General features: G+C 53.7%; 20 protein-coding genes. 9 read left to right on the top strand and 11 right to left on the bottom strand.

Annotated elements, in window-relative coordinates; translation table 11 throughout:
* Nucleotides 1-15: 15 nt before the first annotated feature.
* The gene (locus IPM31_11645) at nt 16-732 is read left to right on the top strand and encodes a transglycosylase SLT domain-containing protein (protein MBK9007634.1); all 717 of its coding nucleotides are present in this window, start codon (nt 16-18) and stop codon (nt 730-732) included.
* 28 nt (nt 733-760) lie between these two features.
* On the opposite strand, the gene IPM31_11640 is transcribed toward IPM31_11645, so the two are convergent.
* Together IPM31_11640 and IPM31_11635 are read right to left on the bottom strand one after the other, a co-directional pair.
* Nucleotides 761-2,125 (bottom strand): HAMP domain-containing histidine kinase, encoded by a 1,365-nt coding sequence (locus IPM31_11640; GenBank protein ID MBK9007633.1) that lies wholly within the window; start codon nt 2,123-2,125, stop codon nt 761-763.
* Nucleotides 2,126-2,235: 110 nt separating this feature from the next.
* Entirely contained in the window at nt 2,236-2,913 is a 678-nt protein-coding gene (locus IPM31_11635) for a response regulator transcription factor (protein MBK9007632.1), read from the bottom strand.
* Between the two features lie 589 nt (nt 2,914-3,502).
* Here IPM31_11635 and serS point away from each other — a divergent pair.
* Both serS and IPM31_11625 read left to right on the top strand, forming a co-directional pair.
* Complete coding sequence (serS, locus tag IPM31_11630) at nt 3,503-4,771, top strand: serine--tRNA ligase (GenBank protein ID MBK9007631.1); 1,269 nt, start codon at nt 3,503-3,505, stop codon at nt 4,769-4,771.
* Nucleotides 4,772-4,812: 41 nt separating this feature from the next.
* Nucleotides 4,813-5,346, top strand: coding sequence for a DUF456 domain-containing protein (locus IPM31_11625; GenBank protein MBK9007630.1), 534 nt, complete (start codon nt 4,813-4,815; stop codon nt 5,344-5,346).
* A gap of 250 nt (nt 5,347-5,596) precedes the next feature.
* On the opposite strand, the gene IPM31_11620 is transcribed toward IPM31_11625, so the two are convergent.
* From IPM31_11620 to IPM31_11595, 6 genes are all read right to left on the bottom strand, one after another.
* Nucleotides 5,597-6,061, bottom strand: a complete 465-nt coding sequence (locus tag IPM31_11620) for a hypothetical protein (protein MBK9007629.1) — start codon at nt 6,059-6,061, stop codon at nt 5,597-5,599.
* 1 nt (nt 6,062) lies between these two features.
* Nucleotides 6,063-7,070: a M42 family metallopeptidase gene (locus IPM31_11615; GenBank protein MBK9007628.1), complete on the bottom strand. Its 1,008-nt coding sequence runs from the start codon at nt 7,068-7,070 to the stop codon at nt 6,063-6,065.
* A 105-nt stretch (nt 7,071-7,175) separates the two neighbouring features.
* On the bottom strand, nt 7,176-7,907 hold the full coding sequence (locus IPM31_11610; protein MBK9007627.1) for a Type 1 glutamine amidotransferase-like domain-containing protein: 732 nt from the start codon (nt 7,905-7,907) through the stop codon (nt 7,176-7,178).
* A 135-nt stretch (nt 7,908-8,042) separates the two neighbouring features.
* Nucleotides 8,043-9,092: a M42 family peptidase gene (locus IPM31_11605; protein MBK9007626.1), complete on the bottom strand. Its 1,050-nt coding sequence runs from the start codon at nt 9,090-9,092 to the stop codon at nt 8,043-8,045.
* 99 nt (nt 9,093-9,191) lie between these two features.
* Nucleotides 9,192-10,253: a M42 family peptidase gene (locus tag IPM31_11600; protein MBK9007625.1), complete on the bottom strand. Its 1,062-nt coding sequence runs from the start codon at nt 10,251-10,253 to the stop codon at nt 9,192-9,194.
* Nucleotides 10,250-10,747 carry a hypothetical protein gene (locus IPM31_11595; GenBank protein MBK9007624.1) on the bottom strand — a complete coding sequence of 166 codons (498 nt, stop codon included), beginning with the start codon at nt 10,745-10,747 and terminating at the stop codon, nt 10,250-10,252. Before IPM31_11595 ends, IPM31_11600 begins: the two co-directional genes overlap by 4 nt.
* A 134-nt stretch (nt 10,748-10,881) precedes the next feature.
* On the opposite strand from IPM31_11595, the gene IPM31_11590 reads away from it, so the two are divergent.
* From IPM31_11590 to IPM31_11575, 4 genes are all read left to right on the top strand, one after another.
* The gene (locus tag IPM31_11590) at nt 10,882-13,506 is read left to right on the top strand and encodes an SMC family ATPase (protein ID MBK9007623.1); all 2,625 of its coding nucleotides are present in this window, start codon (nt 10,882-10,884) and stop codon (nt 13,504-13,506) included.
* A 9-nt stretch (nt 13,507-13,515) separates the two neighbouring features.
* On the top strand, nt 13,516-14,682 hold the full coding sequence (locus IPM31_11585) for a glycosyltransferase (GenBank protein ID MBK9007622.1): 1,167 nt from the start codon (nt 13,516-13,518) through the stop codon (nt 14,680-14,682).
* A gap of 21 nt (nt 14,683-14,703) precedes the next feature.
* Nucleotides 14,704-15,150: a copper chaperone PCu(A)C gene (locus IPM31_11580; protein ID MBK9007621.1), complete on the top strand. Its 447-nt coding sequence runs from the start codon at nt 14,704-14,706 to the stop codon at nt 15,148-15,150.
* 214 nt (nt 15,151-15,364) lie between these two features.
* Complete coding sequence (locus IPM31_11575) at nt 15,365-15,811, top strand: hypothetical protein (protein MBK9007620.1); 447 nt, start codon at nt 15,365-15,367, stop codon at nt 15,809-15,811.
* 192 nt (nt 15,812-16,003) lie between these two features.
* On the opposite strand, the gene IPM31_11570 is transcribed toward IPM31_11575, so the two are convergent.
* The 3 genes from IPM31_11570 to priA form a co-directional block, all read right to left on the bottom strand.
* Nucleotides 16,004-16,510 carry a phosphoribosyltransferase gene (locus IPM31_11570; protein ID MBK9007619.1) on the bottom strand — a complete coding sequence of 169 codons (507 nt, stop codon included), beginning with the start codon at nt 16,508-16,510 and terminating at the stop codon, nt 16,004-16,006.
* A gap of 156 nt (nt 16,511-16,666) precedes the next feature.
* Nucleotides 16,667-17,578, bottom strand: coding sequence for a hypothetical protein (locus IPM31_11565; GenBank protein MBK9007618.1), 912 nt, complete (start codon nt 17,576-17,578; stop codon nt 16,667-16,669).
* A gap of 176 nt (nt 17,579-17,754) precedes the next feature.
* Entirely contained in the window at nt 17,755-20,211 is a 2,457-nt protein-coding gene (gene priA, locus IPM31_11560) for a primosomal protein N' (GenBank protein ID MBK9007617.1), read from the bottom strand.
* 79 nt (nt 20,212-20,290) lie between these two features.
* Here priA and IPM31_11555 point away from each other — a divergent pair, with 79 nt between their 5' ends.
* Nucleotides 20,291-20,506, top strand: a complete 216-nt coding sequence (locus IPM31_11555; GenBank protein MBK9007616.1) for a DUF2283 domain-containing protein — start codon at nt 20,291-20,293, stop codon at nt 20,504-20,506.
* 4 nt (nt 20,507-20,510) lie between these two features.
* Complete coding sequence (locus IPM31_11550) at nt 20,511-21,701, top strand: site-specific DNA-methyltransferase (GenBank protein ID MBK9007615.1); 1,191 nt, start codon at nt 20,511-20,513, stop codon at nt 21,699-21,701.
* Nucleotides 21,702-21,709: the final 8 nt, after the last annotated feature.

Raw genomic sequence — 21,709 nt, 5'->3', positions numbered from 1 at the left:
TTAAAGGAACCCACTATGCCCCGCGCTCGCTCACAACCATACGACGACCGGCAAACAGCCGCGGCAGATCACGATGCCGGCGGCTGTTTGTCTTTTTATGCCTTGCCGCCTCTCGCGGTGATTCTGATCGCGTGCCTGCTTGCCGCGCTCGCGTCGAACATGCCGATTCAAACCTCCGCTTCGCCCATCGTTCAGCCTGTTTCAATCGCGTCGACCTTTTCAACCTCTTCAAGCGGACTCTCCCCCATCTTCACGCGGGAAGTCCAATACTGGGGCAACAACATCGTCCGCTGGGCAAACGCTTCTTCCCTTGACCCCAATCTGGTCGCCACCGTGATGCAGATCGAATCGTGCGGCGACCCAAACGCGCTCTCGCGTTCCGGCGCGATGGGACTCTTCCAAGTGATGCCGTTCCACTTCCACTACGGCGAAAACGGATTCGACACCGAGACCAACGCCCTGCGCGGACTCGAATACCTCGCGCGTTCGCTTCAAACCGCCAACGGCGATCCGCGCCTTGCGCTGGCTGGCTACAATGGAGGCATCGGCGTGATCCATCGCGGCGAGTGGACGTGGCATGCCGAGACGCAGAGATATGTCCGCTATGGCGGACCAATTTACACCGATGCGCGAAGCGGGTTTTCATCCAGCTTAACGCTCGATGAGTGGTATCAAAATTATGGAGCGGGGTTATGCCGCCAAGCCGCGCAGAGATTAGGAATTGACAACTAGCCGACGAAGAGACCAGAAGACCAAGCGACTACATCACCGGCAACCAAATTGCAAATGCCGTGCCTTGCCCGTCTTTTGAATTGACTTCGATCCTGCCCCCGTGACGTTCGACGATCCAATTGGCGATGGAAAGCCCAAGCCCAAAGCCGGTGCTCCTGCCGCGCGTGCGCGATTTTTCGGCGCGATAGAAACGCTCGAAGATGTGAGGTAAGTCCTCCGCTGGAATGCCCGGGCCCGTGTCGCGGCAGATGATGCGCGCCTGATCTTTTATTTTTTCGAGGCTGATGAAGACCTCGCCCCCGGTTGGCGTGTATTGAATCGCGTTCGCCACAAGGTTGATGAAGACTTGTTTCAGCCGGTCGCGGTCGCCTTTGACGATGACTTGATCAATCTCATTGAGATGCAAACGGACTTTGTTGCCAGCCAGCACACTCATTTCTTGAAAGACCTCGGTGACGAGCAAATCGAGTTCGACTGGCTTTTCGACGAGCGCGAGCTTGCCCGACTCAGCCTGTGCCAGCAAAAGCAAACCGCCCACAAGGCGAGAGAGGCGACCTGCTTCCTGGTCTATGCTGGTCAGCGATTCTTCGTCGAGGCTTTTCATGCGGCGCATCAAATCCGCGTTACCTTTGATGACCGTAAGCGGCGTGCGGAGTTCGTGACTCACATCTGCCAGCAGGCGTTGTTGCGAGGTGAACAACACCTCGATACGTTCGAGCGTTTGATTGAACGAATCCACCAGCCCCCCGATTTCATCAGGGGGACCATCATACGGGATGCGGCGCGAGAGATCGTCGGCGCGGTTGATCTGTTCTGCCGCCAGCGTTATAGATTTCAAAGGGCGAAGGGTTTCTCCAAGCGTCAACCAGGCGACATTTGCCGAAATCAGAACCGCAACGATCCAGATCACTCCGAGGATTTTTTCCAACCCTATACGCGCCGCATCGACCACATCCAGACTCACGGCAAGTTGAAGTGTGCCTATACGGCGTTCATTCAGTTCGAGCGGAACACTAACCACGCGCAAGTGAACCATCCCTGCCTGCACATACCGATAGCTCGGGGTTTCGATGCGCAAACCGGCGGGGTAAAACGGGCGTTGGTCAGTGAATCCTTCCAATGTACGCAAGCCGGTCTGCGCGGCGCCGCCAAGGTCCCACATCTGCACGTAGACATCCGAACGCAGTTCAACCGATTCGAGTTTGCCTTCGAGCTCGTCCAGGTCGCCGACGTTGATTCCGCTGACGATTAAATCTACCGCGTTCTCCAGCGTACGATCGACCTGGTCGACCAGAACGGCTTTAAAAACAAAAATCACCGTTGCGCCAAAGACAAGCAAAATCCCGCCTGTAACGATCGCATATAACAAGGTCAGGCGAAGGCGGAGAGACATTTCGATTTACGATTTACGATTTTGGATTGACGGTTGAAGATCTGCAAACTTGCTCATTTGCCTACTTGCTCATTTGCTCATTTGCTCACTTGCTTATTTGCCCATTTGCATCACGGATTTTCCCGCATTACATACCCCACCCCGCGCACAGTATGGATGAGACGGACTTCCCCATCACTCTCCAACTTCTGTCGCAGGTAACGGATGTACACTTCCAGCACATTGCTCTCACCGCCGAAGTCATAACCCCACACGCGATCGAAGATCACTTCGCGCGTCAACACTTGTTTCGGGTGGCGCAGGAACAATTCAAGCAGTTCGTATTCTTTCGCCGTCAACGAGATCGTACGATTTCCGCGCGAGGCTTGGCGCGTGCCGGTATCGAGCGAAAGATCGGCGAACTTCAGCACAGGGATTCGCTCCGGCTGCGTTCGGCGCAACAATGCCCGCACACGCGCAAGGAGTTCATCCAAATTGAACGGCTTGACCATGTAATCATCCGCGCCCGCGTCCAAGCCTTGAATGCGATCCTGCACGGTATCTTTCGCCGTCAACATCAAAATCGGGATCGAACCGCCCGTGCGCAAACGATGGCACACTTCCAGCCCATCCATGCCGGGCAACATCCAATCGAGGATCACAAGATCGGGCGTGTGGTCGCGCGCAAGGATCAGCCCCATCCGCCCATCGGTCGCTGAGTCCACTGTGTAGCCTTCATACGCGAGTCCGCGTTGAAGCAATTTGAGAATCTGCTGGTCGTCTTCGATGATCAGAATTCGTTCATTCATGACGATACTCCTAAACAGAATATACCATAATTTGACATGCGGATTCAATCCACGCTTCGCCCTCGACGGGAAATTTGATTCGCCCGCGCGAACTTCACCAACGCTTCGGCATTTCTCTTCCAAGCCATTGACAACACAATCTCGACGCGTATAATCGTGCCAACAAGACAGCGTGAAGACAAGTACTCATCGAACCGTTCAGAGAGCCGTCGGGTCTCGATATGGCGAAGAACTCGCCTACTCGACCAACAGTGCAAGACGGTCGGGCAGATGACGAAATCCACTTCACCACGTTGTTCTCGCAGGGATTTATTGTAGTGACGACTTCAGTCGTCATCAGAGCGACTAAAGTCGCTACTACGATCAATCGTAAGAGAATCGGTCTCCGCCCGTTATCGCGGATCCAAGACCCCCACCCTCCTCCCCAAATTCGAAATTTGAATTTGGGATGGCAGAAAAACTCCCCTTCGAATTTGGGGGAGGCGCCAACGGCGGAGGGGGAAGGTAAAAGCAGGTGGCACCACGAAACGCCCCTTCGTCCTGCACATGGACGGGGGCGTATTTTATTCTCTGCACTCGGAGGTGCAACATGTTAGACCTGAATTTGATCCGCGAAAAACCAGACGTTATCCGCGCGGCGTTGAAGAACCGCCAAATGGATTCATCGTCCATCGAGGAGATTCTTCAACTCGATGAAAAACGCCGCGCCCTGCTCACCGAAGTGGAGCAGTTAAAGGCTGAGCGCAACACCGTCTCGAAAGAGATCGGCAAAATGAAAGACGCGGCGGAACGCGAAAAGAAAATTGTTGCGATGCGCGAGGTGGGCGACAAAATCGCCGCGCTCGACAAGGAGGTGGCAGAGGTCGAAGGGGAGTTAACGCGGCTAACGAGCGCCCTGCCCAACGTCCCGGATGAACGGACGCCGATAGGCGCATCCGAAGAAGAAAACGTGGTCCTCCGCACAGTTGGTCAACTCCCCGAATTTGATTTCGAGCCGAAAGCGCACTGGGATTTGGGTCCCGCGCTCGGCGTCATTGACTTTGAACGCGGCACGAAGATCACGGGTTCGCGCTTTTATGTGTTGAGCGGCGCGGGCGCGCGATTGCAACGCGCGTTGATCGCGTTCATGTTGGATTTGCACATTCGGCAAGGCTACACCGAAAAATATTTGCCGTTCATGGTGAAAACGGAAACCGTGTTTGGCGCGGGTCAACTGCCGAAGTTCGCCGACAATTTATACAAAGACCACGAAGAGGATTTGTATTTTGTGCCGACCGCCGAAGTTCCGTTGACGGGCATGCACATGGATGAGATTCTCGATGAGGCGCAATTGCCGTTGCTGTACACGGGATACACGCCATGTTTCCGCCGCGAGAAAATGAGCGCGGGACGCGATGTGCGCGGTATCAAACGCGGACATCAATTCGATAAAGTGGAAATGTATATGTACGCCAAACCCGAAAAGTCGGATGCGTTGCTTGAAAAAATGCGTGAGGACGCCGAAGCGACTTGCGCCGCGTTGGGACTCACCTATCGCGTCAAACAACTCTGCACAGGCGATCTGGGATTCGGTTCGGCGATCACGTACGACATCGAAGTCTGGGCGGCGGGATGCAATGAGTGGCTGGAAGTGTCATCGGTCTCGAATGTGCGCGACTTTCAGGCGCGACGCGCGAATATAAAGTATCGTCCCGCCGATGGCGGCAAAGCGCGTTTGCTCCACACATTGAACGGATCGGGTCTCGGTCTGCCGCGCACGATGATCGCCGTGATGGAAAACAACCAGCAAGCCGACGGTTCGATCCGCATCCCTGAAGTTCTGCGCCCGTGGATGGGCGGCGTGGATGTGATCGAATAATTTTGTAGGGGCGGGGCGACCCCGCCCCTACTGGAATGAATATGCTTCCTCCCGAATTAGTCTCTTTCTTTCAAGTCGCATGGATTTTTATTGTTGACTGGCTAACACTTGCCGTCTTAATAATCGGGCTGCTAGGCTTGATCATTCCGATCTTCCCGGGCATCACCGTGATGTGGCTCGCCACTCTGGTGTATGCGCTCCTACAAAGCGTGGCGCAACGCATGACGTTTTGGGATTGGGTCTTGTTCGCCGTCATCACCCTCCTGATGATCGCAGGCAACATCGTGGACAACATTATCATCGCCCGTAAAATGCGCGACAAGTTCGTGCCGTGGAGTTCGATCCTGCTGGCGTTCGCGGCAAGTCTCGTCGCAAGTTTGTTCCTCACCCCCATCGTTGGTCTGGCAAGCGCTCCGCTCGCGTTGTTCGGCTTGGAATATTACAGACTGCGCGATAAAACGGCCGCCATCGAATCGACCAAAGCGTACATGGTCGGCTGGGGCTGGTCGTTCGCCGCTCGCTTCGGAATCGGAGTTTTGATTCTTGGTTTATGGATGCTGTGGGCTTGGGTGTGAAAACAAACCATCGCCTCAGATTTCACGGATTGTCGCGGATTTCCATATGGGATTTACGAAGTTGAACCTGCTGCGCCGTAGTTGCACTGCGGCGGCGGCAGTACAACTGCCCGCCAACTGCGTAAGTTCTGCCATATTCATGATCAGCGCTTCACGAAAGTTCAGGCGACAGCTCGATTGGCTTGGCGCATCGCGCCGCCTGCCTCGACGCAGCGCAACCGCGTCGAGAACTATTTTCATAGTCCACTGATTATCGCTTTGCTTCCTGCGCGGTTTGAAGCGCGATCTCTTTGAACTTCGCCCCTGCCGCGTTGTCGTCCAAGCCGATGAAGATTAACCCGTCGTCAGACGCGTCGGTAAACCTGCCGCTGACGTTGAGTCCCGAATCGGGAATCATGTTTGCAAACGACGATTCGGCATAATCCTGGATCGTCACATCGTTCAACTGGGCAGACGAGGCGGAAGTTTGGGTCTTGGTCCCGCTTGTCGCCCACACCAGCCAGCGCGGAGTGACGACCGCGCCCGCGTAGACCACCTCCGCCCCGCCGAACAATCCCTTTTTGATCTTTTCTGAATCCGTTTGAACGCACATCAACGCATCGGATAAAATTTCGCCGAGGTTGTATTTCTCGATGTGTCCGTTAATTGCCTGCAATAACTCGGGGCGCAGGTTTTCGAATCCCAACTCTTTTGTTGTTCGTTTCCAATCAGACATCTTATCCACTCAACTCAACTTTCGCGCGCAGAAGAGCCGTCAACAACTTGACGGAATTCTGCACATCGTTATAGTCCACCATTTCGGATGGCGAATGAACATAACGCACAGGGATGGAGAGACAACCCGCAGGCACGCCCGCGCGCGTGAGTTGCATGGCGCGCGCGTCGGTCGAACCGAATAATAGGACTTCGCGCTGATATGGGATCTTGCTTTTCTCCGCCGTGCGGATCATCCACTTCACCACGCGCGGATCAGCGATCATGCCCCCGTCTTGAAATTTGACGCATGGACCCTTGCCCAACTTCATTTCCATTTTGAGCGCGTTGGGCGTGTCCGCCGCGGCAGTGACATCCACCGCGATGCCGAGGTCGGGGTCAATGCCGAATGCGGATGTCCCCGCCCCGCGCGTGCCAACTTCCTCTTGCGTGGTGAACACGAAATACACATCATGCGGCGTGGACTTTAACGCTCGCAGCGTCTCAATCGCAACCAACACGCCCACGCGATCATCCATGGATTTAGCAACGAGACGATCTCCCATCTCGACAAACGAACGGTCAAACGCGGCGACATCGCCGACTTTCACGGGACAATCTTTTTTGCTTGTCGCGCCCACGTCAATATAGATTTTATCCAGCGGGGGGACTTCGTTCATTTTGTCAAAACGATCGAACCCGATGACGCCTGCCGTGCCATTCAAAAAGCGGACTCGCCCTCCCAGCACATACCGCCCAAACACCCCGCCGATGTTCGAAAAGCGCGCGAAGCCGTTCTCATCAATGTGACTCACCATCAGCCCGATCTCGTCCATGTGCGCGGCGATCATGATTTTCTTTGTGTCTTTGGTGTATTTCGACGGGCGTTTCCGCGCGATGAGGTTGCCAAGCGCGTCCACCTTGATCTCGTCGGCGAGCGGCTTCACTTCCGCGCGCACCAACTTGCGGATATTCTCTTCGTAACCCGATGGTCCGAAGATTTCGGTGAGTTGTTTGAGGAGAGGTTTCATGGAGAGTTCCTTGGGGAGGGAATTGAGTTATTGGTAATTGGTAATTAGAGATTGGAGACTGGAGACTTGTCCTGAGCGAAGTTGAAGGATTCGAGAATTAGAGAATTAGTTGAGCGGCACGGTTTCGCCGACTTTGAAAACTTTGTCTTTGTCGCGGGTGATGAGGTGGACTGTGCCGCGACCCATCACTTTCCATTCGCCGCCCTGAGCGGAGGTCGAAGACCGCAGTCGAAGGGCGCCGACGAGGGCGGTGTTTTCATCCACGCCGAGCATGCGCTCGCCTTTCTTGAGTCCCTTTCGCAAGGCAAAGATCATTGGCTTGAACACGAGCGGCATCTCATCGAAATGCGGAAGAATGAACTGCGCGGGGATGACGCCAAACCCATCCACGTTTTGAGCTAATCGAAAACTCGGCACGCGCTTCGAGAGGATCATCGCTCCCGCCGAACAGCCCGCGTAGACCGCTCCCTTGCTCCACGCTTTTTTCATGGACGCCCATGCGCGCGAGCCTTGCATGGTTTGAAACAAGTAAAGCGGATTGCCGCCAGAGAAATAAATGAAATCCGCGTTTTCCAATGCCGAGTCAAATTGCGGATCGTTCGCGGACTCTTTGTCAATGATGCGGAGAGCCTGCGCATCCGCGCCGAGTTTTTGGAAGTGTTCCATTCCCATGCGCGACCAGCGGTTGACGCTCTCGTCGCCTTCCTGCCCTGCCGCGGTGGGAAGACAAACGACGCGCGGTGTTTTCGAGTTGACGCTAGACAGCAGATAGCGATCCACCTCTTCCATCACAGGCAGATATTCACCAGCGCCGACGAGGGCGATGAGTCCGTTCATGGGCGCTCTTTGGGTGGTAGACACGGAGACAAGTAAACACGTAAACAAGGAAACACGTAAACACGGCGTTGCAAAACGCAACACATCTTTTGCCTTGTGTACCTGTTTACGTGTGTACCTGTATACATTTTGCGTTCACCTTTTCCCAATCAGATCCACCGTAATCTTCTTCAATGCCGTGTGCAACAACGCCAGAGTGTTCTTCCAATCGTCCACGCGCGAGAGGCTGACGGGCGAATGAGTGTAGCGATGCGGCACAGAAACGGAAACTGTCGGGATTCCCGCGAGCGCGCGCTGGATCGCGGCGGAGTCTGTGCCGCCTCCTCCGGGCTGGCGGAGTTGATATGGAATCTTTGCAGACGCCGCGACCGTTTGAAGAAAGCGAACCAGCCGAGGGTCGTGAAGAGTCGAACCGTCCGCAACATAAATCGCGGGACCGAGTCCGAGTTTGGTGTTGTAGGTCGTGTTTTCGTTCCCGTCAAAATTGGGCAGATCGTTCGCAGGCGTCGAGTCAATTGCAATCGCAAGATCGGGATTGAAATATTGCGCCGTGACTTTCGCGCCGCGCAGACCGATCTCCTCTTGCACCGTGAATGCCGCGCACAGATCAATGTTCGACGGCGCGTGTTTGAACAACTCGATCAATGTGGCAACGCCGATGCGGTTATCAAGCGCCTTCGCCATGATCGAAGGACCCACGCGGCGAAACTTCGTCGCAAAGCCCGCGCGATCGCCAACCTTCGCTTTGCCCGCGAGTCCGAGATCAATGCGCAGCGCGTCGATGGGAACTTTGCGCGTGCGCTCACCCGACTCCATCAAATGGATGGGCTTGCCGCCGATCACGCCGGGCGCGCGCTCTTTGCCGACATACACCTGCTTGCCCACAAGATGCCGCGGATCGATGCCGCCAATCTCTTCAAAACGATAGATGCCTTCGCCATCCTCAGCGACGATCATCAAGCCGACCTCGTCCATGTGCGCGTCGAGCATGACTTTCACACGCTTCGCTCCCCGCCCCAACCTGGTCGCAAGGACGCTGCCTAGCGCGTCCACTCGAACATCGTCCGCGTAGTCTTTTATCTCATCGAGGACGATCTTGCGCACTTCGCTTTCATCGCCAGAGACCGCGATGACGTTGCAAAGTTTTTCGAGCAGTTTGAAGGGAGGGGTTGGGGAGGTTGGCATTGGGATTCAGAGGATTAGAGGAGTGGAGAATTAGATGATTAGATGATTAGAGAAATGATTATTAGTTGCGGGAGCAGTTGAACTGCTCCCGCCTCATATTTAATCGTCCCAAGTTATTGTTTCTACAAAATTTTCTTCAAGCGAAGAAATAAATTCGGCGAGCAAGCGCCCCGCGCGTTGGATGTCTTTGACGGCGACAGACTCCACAGGCGTGTGCATGTAACGGATGGGGAACTCGACCAGCGCGGTGGGAATCCCTTCGGCGGTGACTTGCATCGGGTAGGCATCAGTGCCTGAGTGACCGGCGGTAACATCGAAAAACCATGGGATCTCGAGTCGCTCGGCGAGTTCTTTGAGTTTCTTGTGCAAGAACGGGTGTATGTTCGGTCCGAGACACAAGCCCACACCTTTGCCCATCGTGTGAGTCTGCCAACCGTTCGCTCCGGGTCCTTTGGCGAATGTGCCGTCCACAGCAATCGCAATTTGCGGTCGAATCTCAAACGCAGACGTGTACGCGCCGAGATAACTCGTCTCTTCCTGCACGGTTGCCACTGCCCACACATCCCACACGTGCGGCTTCGATTGCAACTCCTCCAGGCAGACTGTCAACGCGGCGACGGAGGCGCGATTGTCAACTGTGTGCCCTGAGAGGATGTCGCCAGCGAGTTCCATCGGTTCATTCGCGAAGGAGACCAGGTCGCCCACTTTGACTTTTCTCTCCACCTCGCGCGGAGTCAAACCCGTGTCCACGAGCAGGTAGCCGATCTCGAGCGCGCCGTCGCCAGCGGATTCGGGGAGCAATCTCGAAGGGGGCATCGCGATGACCGCAGGCAAGTCAGCCCCACTCGAGGCGTGAATCGTTACTTCCGCGCCCGGTAACACATGCACATCGATCCCGCCCACGTTGGTGATGCGGAGGAATCCATCCACGATGTGACTCACCCTCATGCCGATCGCGTCCATGTGTGTGGCGATCATGATCGAGGGATGTTTCTTGCCTGAACCGCGTTTGAGTCCATGCAGTGAGCCGACGCGGCTGAGGCGCGTTTCGTCCACGAGCGGGCGCCACTTTTCTTCGATGAGTTTCGCAACAGGAGTCTCATTGCCTGAGATTCCCGAAGAGGAGATTAATGTTTTTAGGAATGGAAGAATATCGGTCATGGCGTTGGGAAGGGAGTCAATGAAGGCGTGGATGTGTTCGTTGGCGTGGACTGTGTCGGTGATGGAGTAAATGTGAACGTGTCTGTGCTTGTAGCAATGAATGTGGAAGTAAACGTGAATGTGACGCTTGGGGTAGGCGACGGCGTGCGGGATGAAGTAAGCGTGAACGATGGCGTGAGGCTAGCGGGCTGGAACGGTGTGAATGACAATGTAGGGGTGACTGTGGAGGTTGGCGTGCCTGTCGGTGTTGGGGTGTCTGTGACTGTCGGTGAAATTATATTTGGCGCTGTGGTAGTGGCAGGCGTAATTTGAAGCGTGCCCGTTGCGGTTAGGTTATTAGCGGCTGTAGAACTGATGGTCGGCGTCAGCGTGATGCTCGAATTGGGCGCCGCCAGCATGGCAATCCACCCTACGCAATAACATGGAAGCGTGGCAAGCGTGATGATGATCAGAGTCAAACGGCGCTGGGCGATCTTGTCGGAGGCTTCGAACATGGTGGTTCGATTATAATCTATCATCATAAGGCAAATTACTCACTTTAGCCACAGAGATCGCAGAGTTCTTTGAGAAAAAATTTTAATAACTCAATGGTCTCTGTGTTCTCTGCGACAAAGAAACTTCGTCAACAATGATCCCCCTCCATCTCCGCATCTCAGGTTTTCTTTCTTATCGCGATCCCGTTGAATTGGATTTCAACTCGTTCGATCTTGCGTGCATCTCCGGGCACAACGGCGCGGGGAAGTCGTCGCTGTTGGATGCAATCACGTGGAGTCTGTTCGGCGAGGCGCGCGGCAAAAGCAGTGACGTGATCAACCTGCACGCGGATGTGAAAGCCGCCGAGGTGATCCTCACGTTCAAGCATGAAGACAACACCTATCGCGTGCAACGGTCGTTGCCGAGAGGAAAGAGTACGGTATTGGAGTTTCAGATACTGGACGATGGACGATGGACGATAGACCAAGAAGGGAAGTCAAATGTCAAAGGTCAATCGTCCATGGTCAACGGGACATGGAAACCTCTCACCGAAAAGACAACGCGCGACACGCAGGCGCGGATCGAACAGACGCTGCGGTTGGATTACGAGACGTTCGTCAACGCGTCATTTTTTTTGCAGGGGAAGGCGGATCAGTTCACGCAACAGAACGCGAGCAAACGCAAGGAAGTGCTGAGCAACATCCTTGGGCTTGAAATTTGGGATGAATATAAAAATCGCGCCGCCGAGAAACGCAAGGCAATTGAATCGGAGGTCGAAATCATTGACGGACGTGTGGCGGAGATCGACGCGGAACTCGCCGAAGAGGAGGCGCGAAAGATTCGGCTGGGGGAACTTCAATCGTCGCTGAAACAATTGTCGGCGGCGAGGGAGGCGCAAGAATCCGTGATGCAAAATCTAAAACGGAACGCGGCGCTGGTGGAGGAGCAACGCAAGATGACCTCCACGCTCGCGGCGGGACTCGAACGCTCACGCGCGGCTCTCGCATCGTTGGAGAGTCGACTCGCTGAGAAAGAATCGGATCGCGCCTCGTATGCCGACCTTGTGAATCGCGCAAAGGAAATCGAAGCGGAATATAAGGCGTGGCAAAAAGCGCGGAAAGAATTAGAGAATTGGGAGAAGACTGCGGCAGAGTTTCACGATCATCAAAAAGAGCGCGCGCCGTTGCAGGAAAGAATTTCGGTCGAAAAGGCGAAGTTGGAGGAGGAGCGACGGTCGTTGGCGGTGGAGGAAGAGGAGATCGGTAATCAGTTATCAGTGAACAGTGAGTTGAAAAGCGGGATCGAGAAAACTCAAAAACTGTTGGGCGAATCGGAGGCAAAGGTCAATGAACGCGCCAAGATTGAAAGCGAACGCAACGCGGGACGCGAGAGGCAAGCCGCGTTGAAAGTGGAAAACGATTCGCTCAAAGCGGACATGAATACGTTGAAAGATCGAATCGAAACGCTCAAATCGGCAGACGGCGCGACTTGCCCTTTATGCGGGCAGGAGTTGAGCAAGGAACATCGCAAGTCCACGCTTAAGCAGTTGGAAGAAGACGGCAAACAAAAAGGTGACGCGTATCGCGCGAATCAAAAAGAAGCGGCTGACCTTGCCGAACAAATTACCAATTACGAATTACAAATTACTTCCCTTGGCTCCGCCGAAAACGAGCGCGTGAAATATGCAAGCGAAATCTCGCAACTCACTGAGCGATTGGAACGGTTGCAATCGTTGGCAAAAGATTGGGAATCCACTGGCAGGAAGCGGTTGAAGGATGTGGAGAAAGCATTGGATGGCGGCAAGTTCGCGGTGGATGAACAAAAGCAACTCGCCAAACTGGATAAGGAATTAGCCAAACTTGGCTACGACGCGTCGGCGCACGATGAAGCGCGAGGAAAAGAACGAGAATTAAGAGAAGTGGAGAATGAATATCGCGAACTCGGCTCGGCGAAGGAAGTGAACAGGCAGATCGAGGGTGAGATTGCGAATCTGAATGAGGAAAGTAGAAAGTGGAGAGATGAAGTTGAGGAGGGGCAAAAGCAATACGATGCTGCATCGTTGGCTTTGAAAGAGGCGGAAGCGGGCGCGCCGAATCTCGATGAAGCGGAGCGCGAGTTGTTCCGATTACGTGAAGAGGAAAACCGCGCGCGGGGCGAACTCGGCGGGGCGCAACAACGCGTGGATGTGTTGAAGAGTCAACGCGCGCGCAAAGCGAACTATGAAAAAGAGCGCGAAGAATTCCAAAAGCAGATCGCGCGGCATCGGACGCTCGAACAAGCCTTCGGCAAGAACGGAGTCCCCGCCTTGTTGATCGAGCAGGCATTGCCGCAGATCGAAGAGAAGGCAAACGAGTTGCTAGATCGTCTATCCGATGGGAACATGTCCATTCGGTTTGTGACGCAGTCGGAATACAAAGATAAGAAGCGCGAGGATTTGAGGGAAACGCTCGATATTCAGATCAGCGATGCGGCGGGCATCCGCAGTTATGAGATGTACTCGGGCGGCGAGGCGTTCCGCGTCAACTTTGCGATTCGGCTCGCGCTGTCGGAAATCCTTGCCCAGCGGAAGGGCGCGCGCTTGCAAACGCTGGTCATTGACGAGGGCTTCGGCTCGCAAGACACGCTGGGACGTCAGCGGTTGGTCGAGGCGATCAATCTGGTGAAGAATGATTTTGCCAAGATTCTCGTCATCACACATCTCGAAGAATTGAAGGACGCGTTTCCGACGAGAATCGAGGTCGAGAAGACCGAACGAGGTTCGACGTTACAAATTATTTAACCGCCCGCTATGATCTATCTTGTCCTTTCATCAGTTTTTTGCATCGGGGGAATTGTCGTAGTCTATTGGCTGCACAGCCATTCCCGCATTGACATCATCGTCAAACCCGCGTCGCCTCCGCAAAACGCGCCGCTCATTTCGATCTGCATTCCCGCGCGGAACGAGGAGCAGAATATCCGGGTGTGCGTCGAATCGGCGCTCATGCAGAATTATCCAAACTTCGAGATTATCGTTCTGGATGATCGCTCTACCGACGCGACTCCTCGCATTTTGGCGGAACTCGCCACCCTCGATTCACGCCTCCACCCCATCAGCGGGTCGGACCTCCCTTCGGGCTGGGTCGGCAAACCTCACGCCTTGCACCAAGCCTCCACGTCGGCGCGAGGCGAGTGGCTATGCTTCGTAGACGCGGACACTTTTCTTTCGCCGCAAGCGCTCTCCTCCTGCTACGTCAAAGCGATGGAGGTTCAAGCGGATTTGTTTACCACGCTTCACCGTCAGATCATGGGATCGTTTTGGGAGAAAGCCGTTATGCCCATTGTGGTCACCGCGCTGTCGGTCGGTTTTAATCCGCGCAAAGTAAACGACCCGACTTACAAAGACGCCATCGCCAGCGGACAATTCATCCTCATCCGCCGCGAGGTCTACGAGAAAATCGGCGGGCATGCCAGCGTGCGCGACCAGATCGTCGAAGATCAAGCTCTGGCGGAGCGCGTCAAGTGGAGCGGGGATCGTCTCGCGCTTGCCGACGGGACTGCGCTCATTAGCACACGAATGTACACATCGTTAAGTTCCATGTGGGAAGGCTGGACAAAGAATATGTACCTCGGGCTTCGCGGTCAACCTGTCTTGATGTGGCTCGGAGTCATTGGAGCGTCGCTGGCGTTGATGGCGGCGTTACTCCTACCGATCTGGCTGGGATTGGGGTTGCTATGGATGATTAACGGCGGCGGATTGATCGCGCTGATCGTTCTCACCGAAGCGCTGACCCTTTGGGGTGCGATTCTGATCGCGCGCGGATGGGCGGCGAGTCAAATGGGAATTTCTCCGCTCTATTCGCTCTCCACACCTCTTGGCGCGGGCATCTTCGCCGCGATGATGATCGCATCCGCATGGCTGACGCTTTCGGGCAAAGGCGTCAGTTGGCGCGGAAGGCATTATGCCCAACTCAAATAATTCAACGAAAAGGAATCTAAAATGAAAAAAAAGTCGATCGTGCTGTTCAGTATTTTTCTGTTGGTTGCCGCCTGCGCGCCTAAGGAGGGGATTGAGATTCGCGACGCGTGGATAAGGTCCGCCCCACAGGGCGGAAACAGCGCGTTGTATTTTGTGATCCACAATTATTCGGCGGACGATGAACTGGTCGGCGTTTCGACGGAGATCGCGGCGGCGGTGGAGATCCACGAGACGAGCATGGCGGGCGATGTGATGCAGATGCGGATGGTCGAGTCGGTGCCGCTGGTTTCGGGCGAGGATGTGGAGTTTGCGTCGGGCGGCTTGCATGTGATGTTGGTGGGTCTCAAGGAAGAGGCGAAAGTAGGAGATATGGTGGAGGTCGTTTTGCACTTCAAGAACAGCGAGGATATTGTTCTACACGTCCCCGTGCAAGAAGGGGCAGATGAGCATGGCGGGCATGATGGTTGAAACTCCGAAGGAGTGAAATGATGGTAGAGCACAAAATAGGCGGTCTAACCCCGAAGGGGTGTCATGGGTTTTTCGTGAAGGTATGTCATCCCTTCGGGATTTGATGGCGACTCGGGTCATGTTCAACAATCCTGCCATCCCTTCGGGATTGAACTCACGTCATTTCGAGGAACATTTTTTCATACACCGTCGTCCTTCTGGACAAGGAGACAAAATGAAAAAGTTAATTCTTATCGTACTCGCTTTTATTCTAGTGGCTTGCTCGGCTGGCGGGAGCGAACTCTCGCGCAACCAGCAAAAATGGGAGGATGCCAACATCACGCATTATCGTTTCGAGTTGAACATCAGCTGTTTCTGCGCGTTCCGCGACCAGATGCCGTTGACTGTTGAAGTGAAAGACGGTCAGATCGTTCACATGGCGACCGCGGACGGAACTCTCGTGCTTGACACCGATCCGAATTATGCGTTCTTCGCGCCTCACGCGACGATAGACCTGCTCTTTGCAGAGATCGACGCGGCAATCAAAGAAGGCGCGGACTCGGTCAACGTGACGTATGATGCGACGTACGGCTTCCCTGCGGAGGTGGCTATTGATATCAGTCAGCAAATCGCTGATGAGGAAATGTATTACAGCATCTCAGGTTTCGAGGCGTTGCCGTAACGGTTGGATAAACAATCGCCAGCGTTAGAGGACGCTGGCTACACAGATCGGATGGGGCGGCGAAAAGGAATCAGGAAACTGAATCAGCCGTCCCGTCGAGAAGGAAGCGACAAAAAATCCCCGATGAATTTTCGGGGATTTTTTGTTATCCCATTTCGATCGTTCAGCAGTTCAACTGCTGAACGATCATGGTTATATTTCTCCGAGCAAAACTTGATCCGTTCCCCGATCCACTTCCCACGGGTAGACGATGTAGGCGTCGGTGACGGCGGCGTAGTAATCGGGGCGATTGTTGCCGAACAGGTTTCGATACGGGTTGAAATGCAGGACGCACGTTTCGGGGAAGCCGCCCGCGGCAGAGACGCGATTCTTGACCGCGGTGATGGTGCGACCCGATCCCCAGATGTCGTCCACGATGAGAGTTGGGCGACCGCGCATTTTTTCGTCGGCGGGGAATTGGATGAACTCGGGCCACGCCATGATGGATTTTTCTTTGGCGAGTTGCGCGGGGAAGTCTACCGCCGCGGTGAGGACGTGCGTGATGTCCATCGCTTCGGCAAGCATGCCCGCAGGGACGATGCCGCCGCGCGTGATGATGACCATCGCGGTGAATTCGCGTTTGAATTGCGGGATGAGATGGTCAATGAGACGATCCACTTCATCCCATGAAATTAATTCGCGTCGAGGTTCGGGTTGCATATTTTTATTTTCGCCCTGAGCAGAGTGACGAGTGGCGCAAAGCGCCACGAGGAACGAAGTCGAAGGGCACGTGTGATTCCAACTTTCAATTGTTGATGTATGCGCTTCGACTGCGTTCGACCAAAAAACATGGTCTCACTCCGCTCAGCGCGGAAACTAGCCCAAAACAGCCGCAAGAGGCGCGGGCGCGGCGACATGAATATCCTGCCCAGCAACTTGCGCTTTCTCGGCTTCGCGCGCCCAGAGATAGAGGCAGGTGTGATACGCGGCGTTTGTATATGAAGTGATGACGCTTGCGATCATCACGAGCGCAAAGAAGATGAACACGCCGACAGCGATTGCCACAATTGAAACAACGCCGAAACCGCCAGTCGCGTACACTGCTCCGCCGCCGATGGCGAGCGCGATGATGAATCCGCCGAAGCCGAGGAGGAAGCCGATCAGTCCCGTCACCCAGCGGATGCCGACGAAGCCGATGCCGATCAACAATAAGTTTTGTTTGGTGATGTTCCAGATGCGTTGTAAACCGTTCTTCAAGTTCAGATCGTCAATGACCATCGCGGGCAAAACGAGATACGACGTTTCGAGCCACAACGCTTCCAACACGCCGCCGAGCGAACGCAAGAGTCCAGTGGCGAGGCTGGCAAATAAATTATTGCGCCCTCGGTTGTTGCGCGTGGCGTTGCGGAACCACGTCACGAGTGTGGACACCAGCGCGAGCGAGAGAATGTCGAAGAAGTCGCGGCGCACAATTGCCCACGCATGATCCATGCGACCGTCGCCTTCGGCGAGATAGCCGTAGATCAAGTACACGGTCATCGCCGAGAAAATATATGTGATGACGTATTGTACAAAGATCATCAACAAGCCGAGAATGCCTATGATAATCTGCCCGAATTGCGAATCGCCGAGCAGGAACGCCACGCCGATGATGGGGATGATACCGATGACCGAAACGATCATCCCAACGATCAACGCGTAAATTGACGGCTTCAATAAATCTTTATCTTTGAACGCCATCGCCCAGGCTTGTTTGAGAAACGACCAACCACGTGAAAATGCTTGCATTATGTCTCCTCTAAACCTCGTTGGTCGAGTAGCCGCGCTTTTGTTCTTCGCGGCGTACCGAGACCAACAAGTCACAAAATTATTCTTGCTAGCATGGTGGTCTCGATACGCCCTTCGTCTTCGCTACGCTTCGCTACGCTTCGCTCAGGGCTACTCGACCACCGAATTTAAATTGATTATAGCAAACTAATCGGATCAACTTCTATGCGCCAACCGTCGAGTTTTACGTCGCGCAACAATTCTTTTGGATTCGATCCGCGCAGGATGATCTGCCACCTATACAACCCCGCCACTTTGGAAAAGAAACACGGGACGGGTCCAATGACGTTAGACGATGGACGATGGACGATGGACAACTTCTCCGCAACACGTTTCGCTTCTTTCTCAGCCGACGCTTGGTCGTCGCTCCTGAATTCGAGTCGCACCAGACGCGCGAACGGAGGATAGCCTAGCCGCTTGCGATTCTCCAACTCGTGCTGATAAAAGCCGTCCACGTCATGCCCCGCCGCAGACTGGATGACTTGATTCGCAGGGTCAAACGTTTGCAAGACAACTTTCCCGCCGCGTTCACCGCGACCCGCGCGCCCTGCCACTTGAGTCAACACTTGAAAGACTCGTTCCGCCGCGAACGGATCAGGCAGATGCAGACCCACATCCGCAAGCACGATGCCGACAAGAGTGACCATCGGCAAGTCCAATCCTTTGGCGAGCATTTGCGTGCCGACCAACACATCCGCTTTGTGATTCGCAAAGTGTGTGAGGATCATTTCGTGCGCGTCTTTTTGGCGTGTCGTGTCCCAGTCCCAGCGCAGAGTCCGTGCTTTGGGGAACAACGCGTTGACTTCCGCTTCAACCTTTTCACTGCCGAGCCCAAACTCGCGGATCTGTTTCCCTCCACACTGCGGACAAGTCTTCGGCTTGCCGCGTTCGTATCCGCAGTGGTGACAGAGCAATCGTTCTTTATCTTCCGTGTGAAATGTCAGCGGCGTGTCGCAGTTGGGACACTTCAACACATGTCCGCAATCGCGGCAGAATACGTACGTTGAAGTCCCGCGTCGGTTGAGGAAGAGGATCGCCTGTTCGCCGCGCTGAAGCGTGGACTCAAGTTCACGAAGCAGAAGCCGACTGAAGATCCCGCGTTGACCCGCTTTCAATTCGTCGCGCATGTCCACGATGTGGACGGGAGGCAATCCTGATTCGACGATGCGTTTGGGTAAATCCAATTTATGAAGTTGATTCGTTTCGGATTTGAATCGCTGTTCAATTGTCGGCGTGGCAGAGCCTAGCACACACACCGCGCCGCAGAGACGCGCGTACGTCTGCGCCACGTCCACCGCGTGATAGAACGGCGGCTCGGCTTGATGGAACGACGAGTCGTGACATTCATCCGCAACGATGAGACCGATGTTCGGCAGAGGCGCGAAGAGCGCGCTTCTCGCGCCGATGATGACCTTGAGCTTGCCCGCGCGCGCGCGACGCCACGTGTCATATCGCTCGCCCTCCGAAAGTTTCGAATGGACAAGCCCCACTTGCCCAGGGAATCGATTCAAGAATCGTCGCACGGTCTGCGGTGTGAGCGCGATCTCAGGCACAAGCACGATCACTTGTCCTCCGCGCTTCACCACGTCTTCAGCGGCGCGTAAATAAATTTCTGTTTTACCTGAACCTGTGACGCCATGTAAAAGAAATACTTCGTATTGCGTACTGCGTATTGCTTTTGTGATTTCGTTGAGTGAAGAGCTCTGCTCAGGTGTAAGTTCAATTACTTGTGTACTTGTTTCCTTGTTTACCTGTTTACCTGTTTTCTCCAACGGATCACGAAACACTTCGCTCTCGAACAATCGAATCAAGCCGCGCTCTTCGAGTTCTTGCAAGTCGGCGAGATTGCATCCGCTTTCGGCGTACACCCACGAGACGTTGATCGCGTCGGGTTGCTGGATCAAGAATCGCAACGCGGACTGCCTACGCGCGAGCGTCTGCTTCATCCCCAGAGTCGGCATCTCAACTTCCGCTTCTTCTGGTGTGACTGCAAGCTGGGCAACGCGAATGAACTTTGATCTCACCCTCGGCGGCGGCAACACAGACCGCGCCGACAACACGCCTTTTCTCACGAGAAATCCCGCCGTCTTGCGCCAGTCCACTTTGGAGAAGTGAGTGTCAATTTGACGTCCGCGCAATGAGCCTCTAACTCGCAACAGATTCAACAACCGATCTTCAATTGTCAATCGTTGAGTCTTCGGGCTAATCCCACTCCCCTCGGGTAATCGTAAATCGTTAATCGACAATCGTAAATCGTAAAGCGTATCCACTTGTTGACTTAACCCCACTGGCAAAAACAATCCCACCACCGCCGCCAACGGCGCGAGTGTGGACTCTGCCATCGCCTCCGCCAACGCGATCTGCGCTTGAGTCAAAACTGGCTCAGGGTCAACGAGTTCGATGACCTCTTTCACATCGCGCACAGACGGCTGGTCAATGAAGCGGAAGACAACTCCCTGCACGGTCTGTTTGCCAAATGGGACGATGACCAAATGCCCAACTCCCACCATCCCCACGAGGGATTGGGGTACGACATAATCGAACACTCCCGCAATGGCTGGCACGTTGATGACGATTTGAACGAAGGAGGTCATTGACATGATTTTATCTTGAAATTTCAGGAGTCTTGCGGGAAGAAGGGTTTGGCTGTATGCTCAGTACTAGGCAAAGACTATGCGTATCAAGCACTTTGAAGCAACAGACACAGCAATAGTGGAATTGTCCAAAAATCCATCTGTTGAGACTTGGGAATTAAACGAAAATCTCTACATTGATCTTGACGATCAAGGGTTTATTGTCAGCATTACCATCGAACACGCTGACAAGTTTGCGGAAATGGATGAATTGCTTTATCAACACATTCCTGCAAGTTCTCCAATGGTAAAATAAATTCATGCTTACGAAATCTACGGTTGCCACAAAAAGAAAATACAATGTTTTGGACGTAAAATCTGCCAAGAAGGTTGCTACTTTTTGGCTTGAACGAGCAAAATTAGAAAAAGCAATTGATTTTGGTTTACCAGAGGTTGACGATCGTTATCACATTTGGCGCGTACCGCTTGTGGGGAAAACATCAAATGACCGAATTGGCGAAGTGGTAATTGACGCCTATACTTCTTTAATCGTTGAAGACAAATCCACAAACACAGAAGTTCTTGAATCACGTCTACTCGGACGAAACGGTCATAAAAAAACTAAATCAAAGAAACAAAATGGTAGCTACGTTTTGTCATCTCTGAGAAATACAATCGCACAGGGCGACAGCGAAGAGTTATTGCAAGAACTTCCAGCAGGCAGCGTTAACTTAATTTTCACTTCGCCGCCTTATTACAATGCCCGTCCAGAATACACCGACTATGTTACTTACGAAGAATATCTTCTAAAAATCCGAAAGGTCATTCAAAACGCGCATCGGGTTTTGGCAGAAGGATGTTTCTTTGTAATGAACATTTCCCCCGTGCTTGTACGTCGAGCAAGCCGCAATGAAGCCTCGCGCAGAATTGCGGTGCCTTTTGATATGCACAGATTATTCATCGACGAAGGCTATGACTTTATTGACGATATCGTTTGGGAAAAACCAGAAGGCGCGGGCTGGGCAACAGGTCGCGGCAGGAGATTTGCAGCGGATAGAAATCCATTGCAATACAAACCTGTTCCCGTCACAGAATACATTTTGGTATACCGAAAGCATACCGAAAAACTAATTGATTGGAATATCCGCGCTCATCCAGACAAAGAAACTGTGAAAGCGTCAAAAGTTGGCGATGGTTATGATCGCACTAATATTTGGAAGATCACTCCCGCTCATGATCACAGACACCCTGCCATTTTTCCCGTCGAATTGGCAGAAAGGGTAATCAAATATTATTCATTCAAAGGCGACGTCGTACTTGACCCGTTTGCTGGAATTGGCACAGTCGGAAAAGCCGCCGTCAAACTTCACCGACGATTTGTATTACTTGAACAAAATCCAAAATATATTTCAATTATTCAAGAAGAAGCAAAATCTTGGCTTGGTAAAGAAGCAAAGCAAATTCATACGATCAACTGCGCACCAATTGACTCTGGCAATATGTTATTTTGAGGGTTTAC

Source organism: Candidatus Defluviilinea gracilis (assembly GCA_016716235.1).
GTDB lineage: Bacteria > Chloroflexota > Anaerolineae > Anaerolineales > Villigracilaceae > Defluviilinea > Defluviilinea gracilis.
Note: the sequence above shows the minus strand (reverse complement) of the source record. Positions and strands in the feature narration are given on the sequence as shown.

Excerpts from the sequence above, each read along its gene's own strand:
- IPM31_11590 (MBK9007623.1), top strand. The coding sequence starts at position 10,882 with ATGATCCCCCTCCATCTCCGCATCTCAGGTTTTCTTTCTTATCGCGAT.
- IPM31_11605 (MBK9007626.1), bottom strand. The coding sequence starts at position 9,092 with ATGCCAACCTCCCCAACCCCTCCCTTCAAACTGCTCGAAAAACTTTGC.
- IPM31_11615 (MBK9007628.1), bottom strand. The coding sequence starts at position 7,070 with ATGAAACCTCTCCTCAAACAACTCACCGAAATCTTCGGACCATCGGGT.
- IPM31_11640 (MBK9007633.1), bottom strand. The coding sequence starts at position 2,125 with ATGTCTCTCCGCCTTCGCCTGACCTTGTTATATGCGATCGTTACAGGC.
- IPM31_11580 (MBK9007621.1), top strand. The coding sequence starts at position 14,704 with ATGAAAAAAAAGTCGATCGTGCTGTTCAGTATTTTTCTGTTGGTTGCC.
- IPM31_11600 (MBK9007625.1), bottom strand. The coding sequence starts at position 10,253 with ATGACCGATATTCTTCCATTCCTAAAAACATTAATCTCCTCTTCGGGA.
- IPM31_11585 (MBK9007622.1), top strand. The coding sequence starts at position 13,516 with ATGATCTATCTTGTCCTTTCATCAGTTTTTTGCATCGGGGGAATTGTC.
- priA (MBK9007617.1), bottom strand. The coding sequence starts at position 20,211 with ATGACCTCCTTCGTTCAAATCGTCATCAACGTGCCAGCCATTGCGGGA.
- IPM31_11570 (MBK9007619.1), bottom strand. The coding sequence starts at position 16,510 with ATGCAACCCGAACCTCGACGCGAATTAATTTCATGGGATGAAGTGGAT.
- IPM31_11595 (MBK9007624.1), bottom strand. The coding sequence starts at position 10,747 with ATGTTCGAAGCCTCCGACAAGATCGCCCAGCGCCGTTTGACTCTGATC.
- IPM31_11620 (MBK9007629.1), bottom strand. The coding sequence starts at position 6,061 with ATGTCTGATTGGAAACGAACAACAAAAGAGTTGGGATTCGAAAACCTG.
- IPM31_11555 (MBK9007616.1), top strand. The coding sequence starts at position 20,291 with ATGCGTATCAAGCACTTTGAAGCAACAGACACAGCAATAGTGGAATTG.
- IPM31_11550 (MBK9007615.1), top strand. The coding sequence starts at position 20,511 with ATGCTTACGAAATCTACGGTTGCCACAAAAAGAAAATACAATGTTTTG.
- IPM31_11575 (MBK9007620.1), top strand. The coding sequence starts at position 15,365 with ATGAAAAAGTTAATTCTTATCGTACTCGCTTTTATTCTAGTGGCTTGC.
- serS (MBK9007631.1), top strand. The coding sequence starts at position 3,503 with ATGTTAGACCTGAATTTGATCCGCGAAAAACCAGACGTTATCCGCGCG.
- IPM31_11635 (MBK9007632.1), bottom strand. The coding sequence starts at position 2,913 with ATGAATGAACGAATTCTGATCATCGAAGACGACCAGCAGATTCTCAAA.
- IPM31_11565 (MBK9007618.1), bottom strand. The coding sequence starts at position 17,578 with ATGCAAGCATTTTCACGTGGTTGGTCGTTTCTCAAACAAGCCTGGGCG.
- IPM31_11610 (MBK9007627.1), bottom strand. The coding sequence starts at position 7,907 with ATGAACGGACTCATCGCCCTCGTCGGCGCTGGTGAATATCTGCCTGTG.
- IPM31_11625 (MBK9007630.1), top strand. The coding sequence starts at position 4,813 with ATGCTTCCTCCCGAATTAGTCTCTTTCTTTCAAGTCGCATGGATTTTT.
- IPM31_11645 (MBK9007634.1), top strand. The coding sequence starts at position 16 with ATGCCCCGCGCTCGCTCACAACCATACGACGACCGGCAAACAGCCGCG.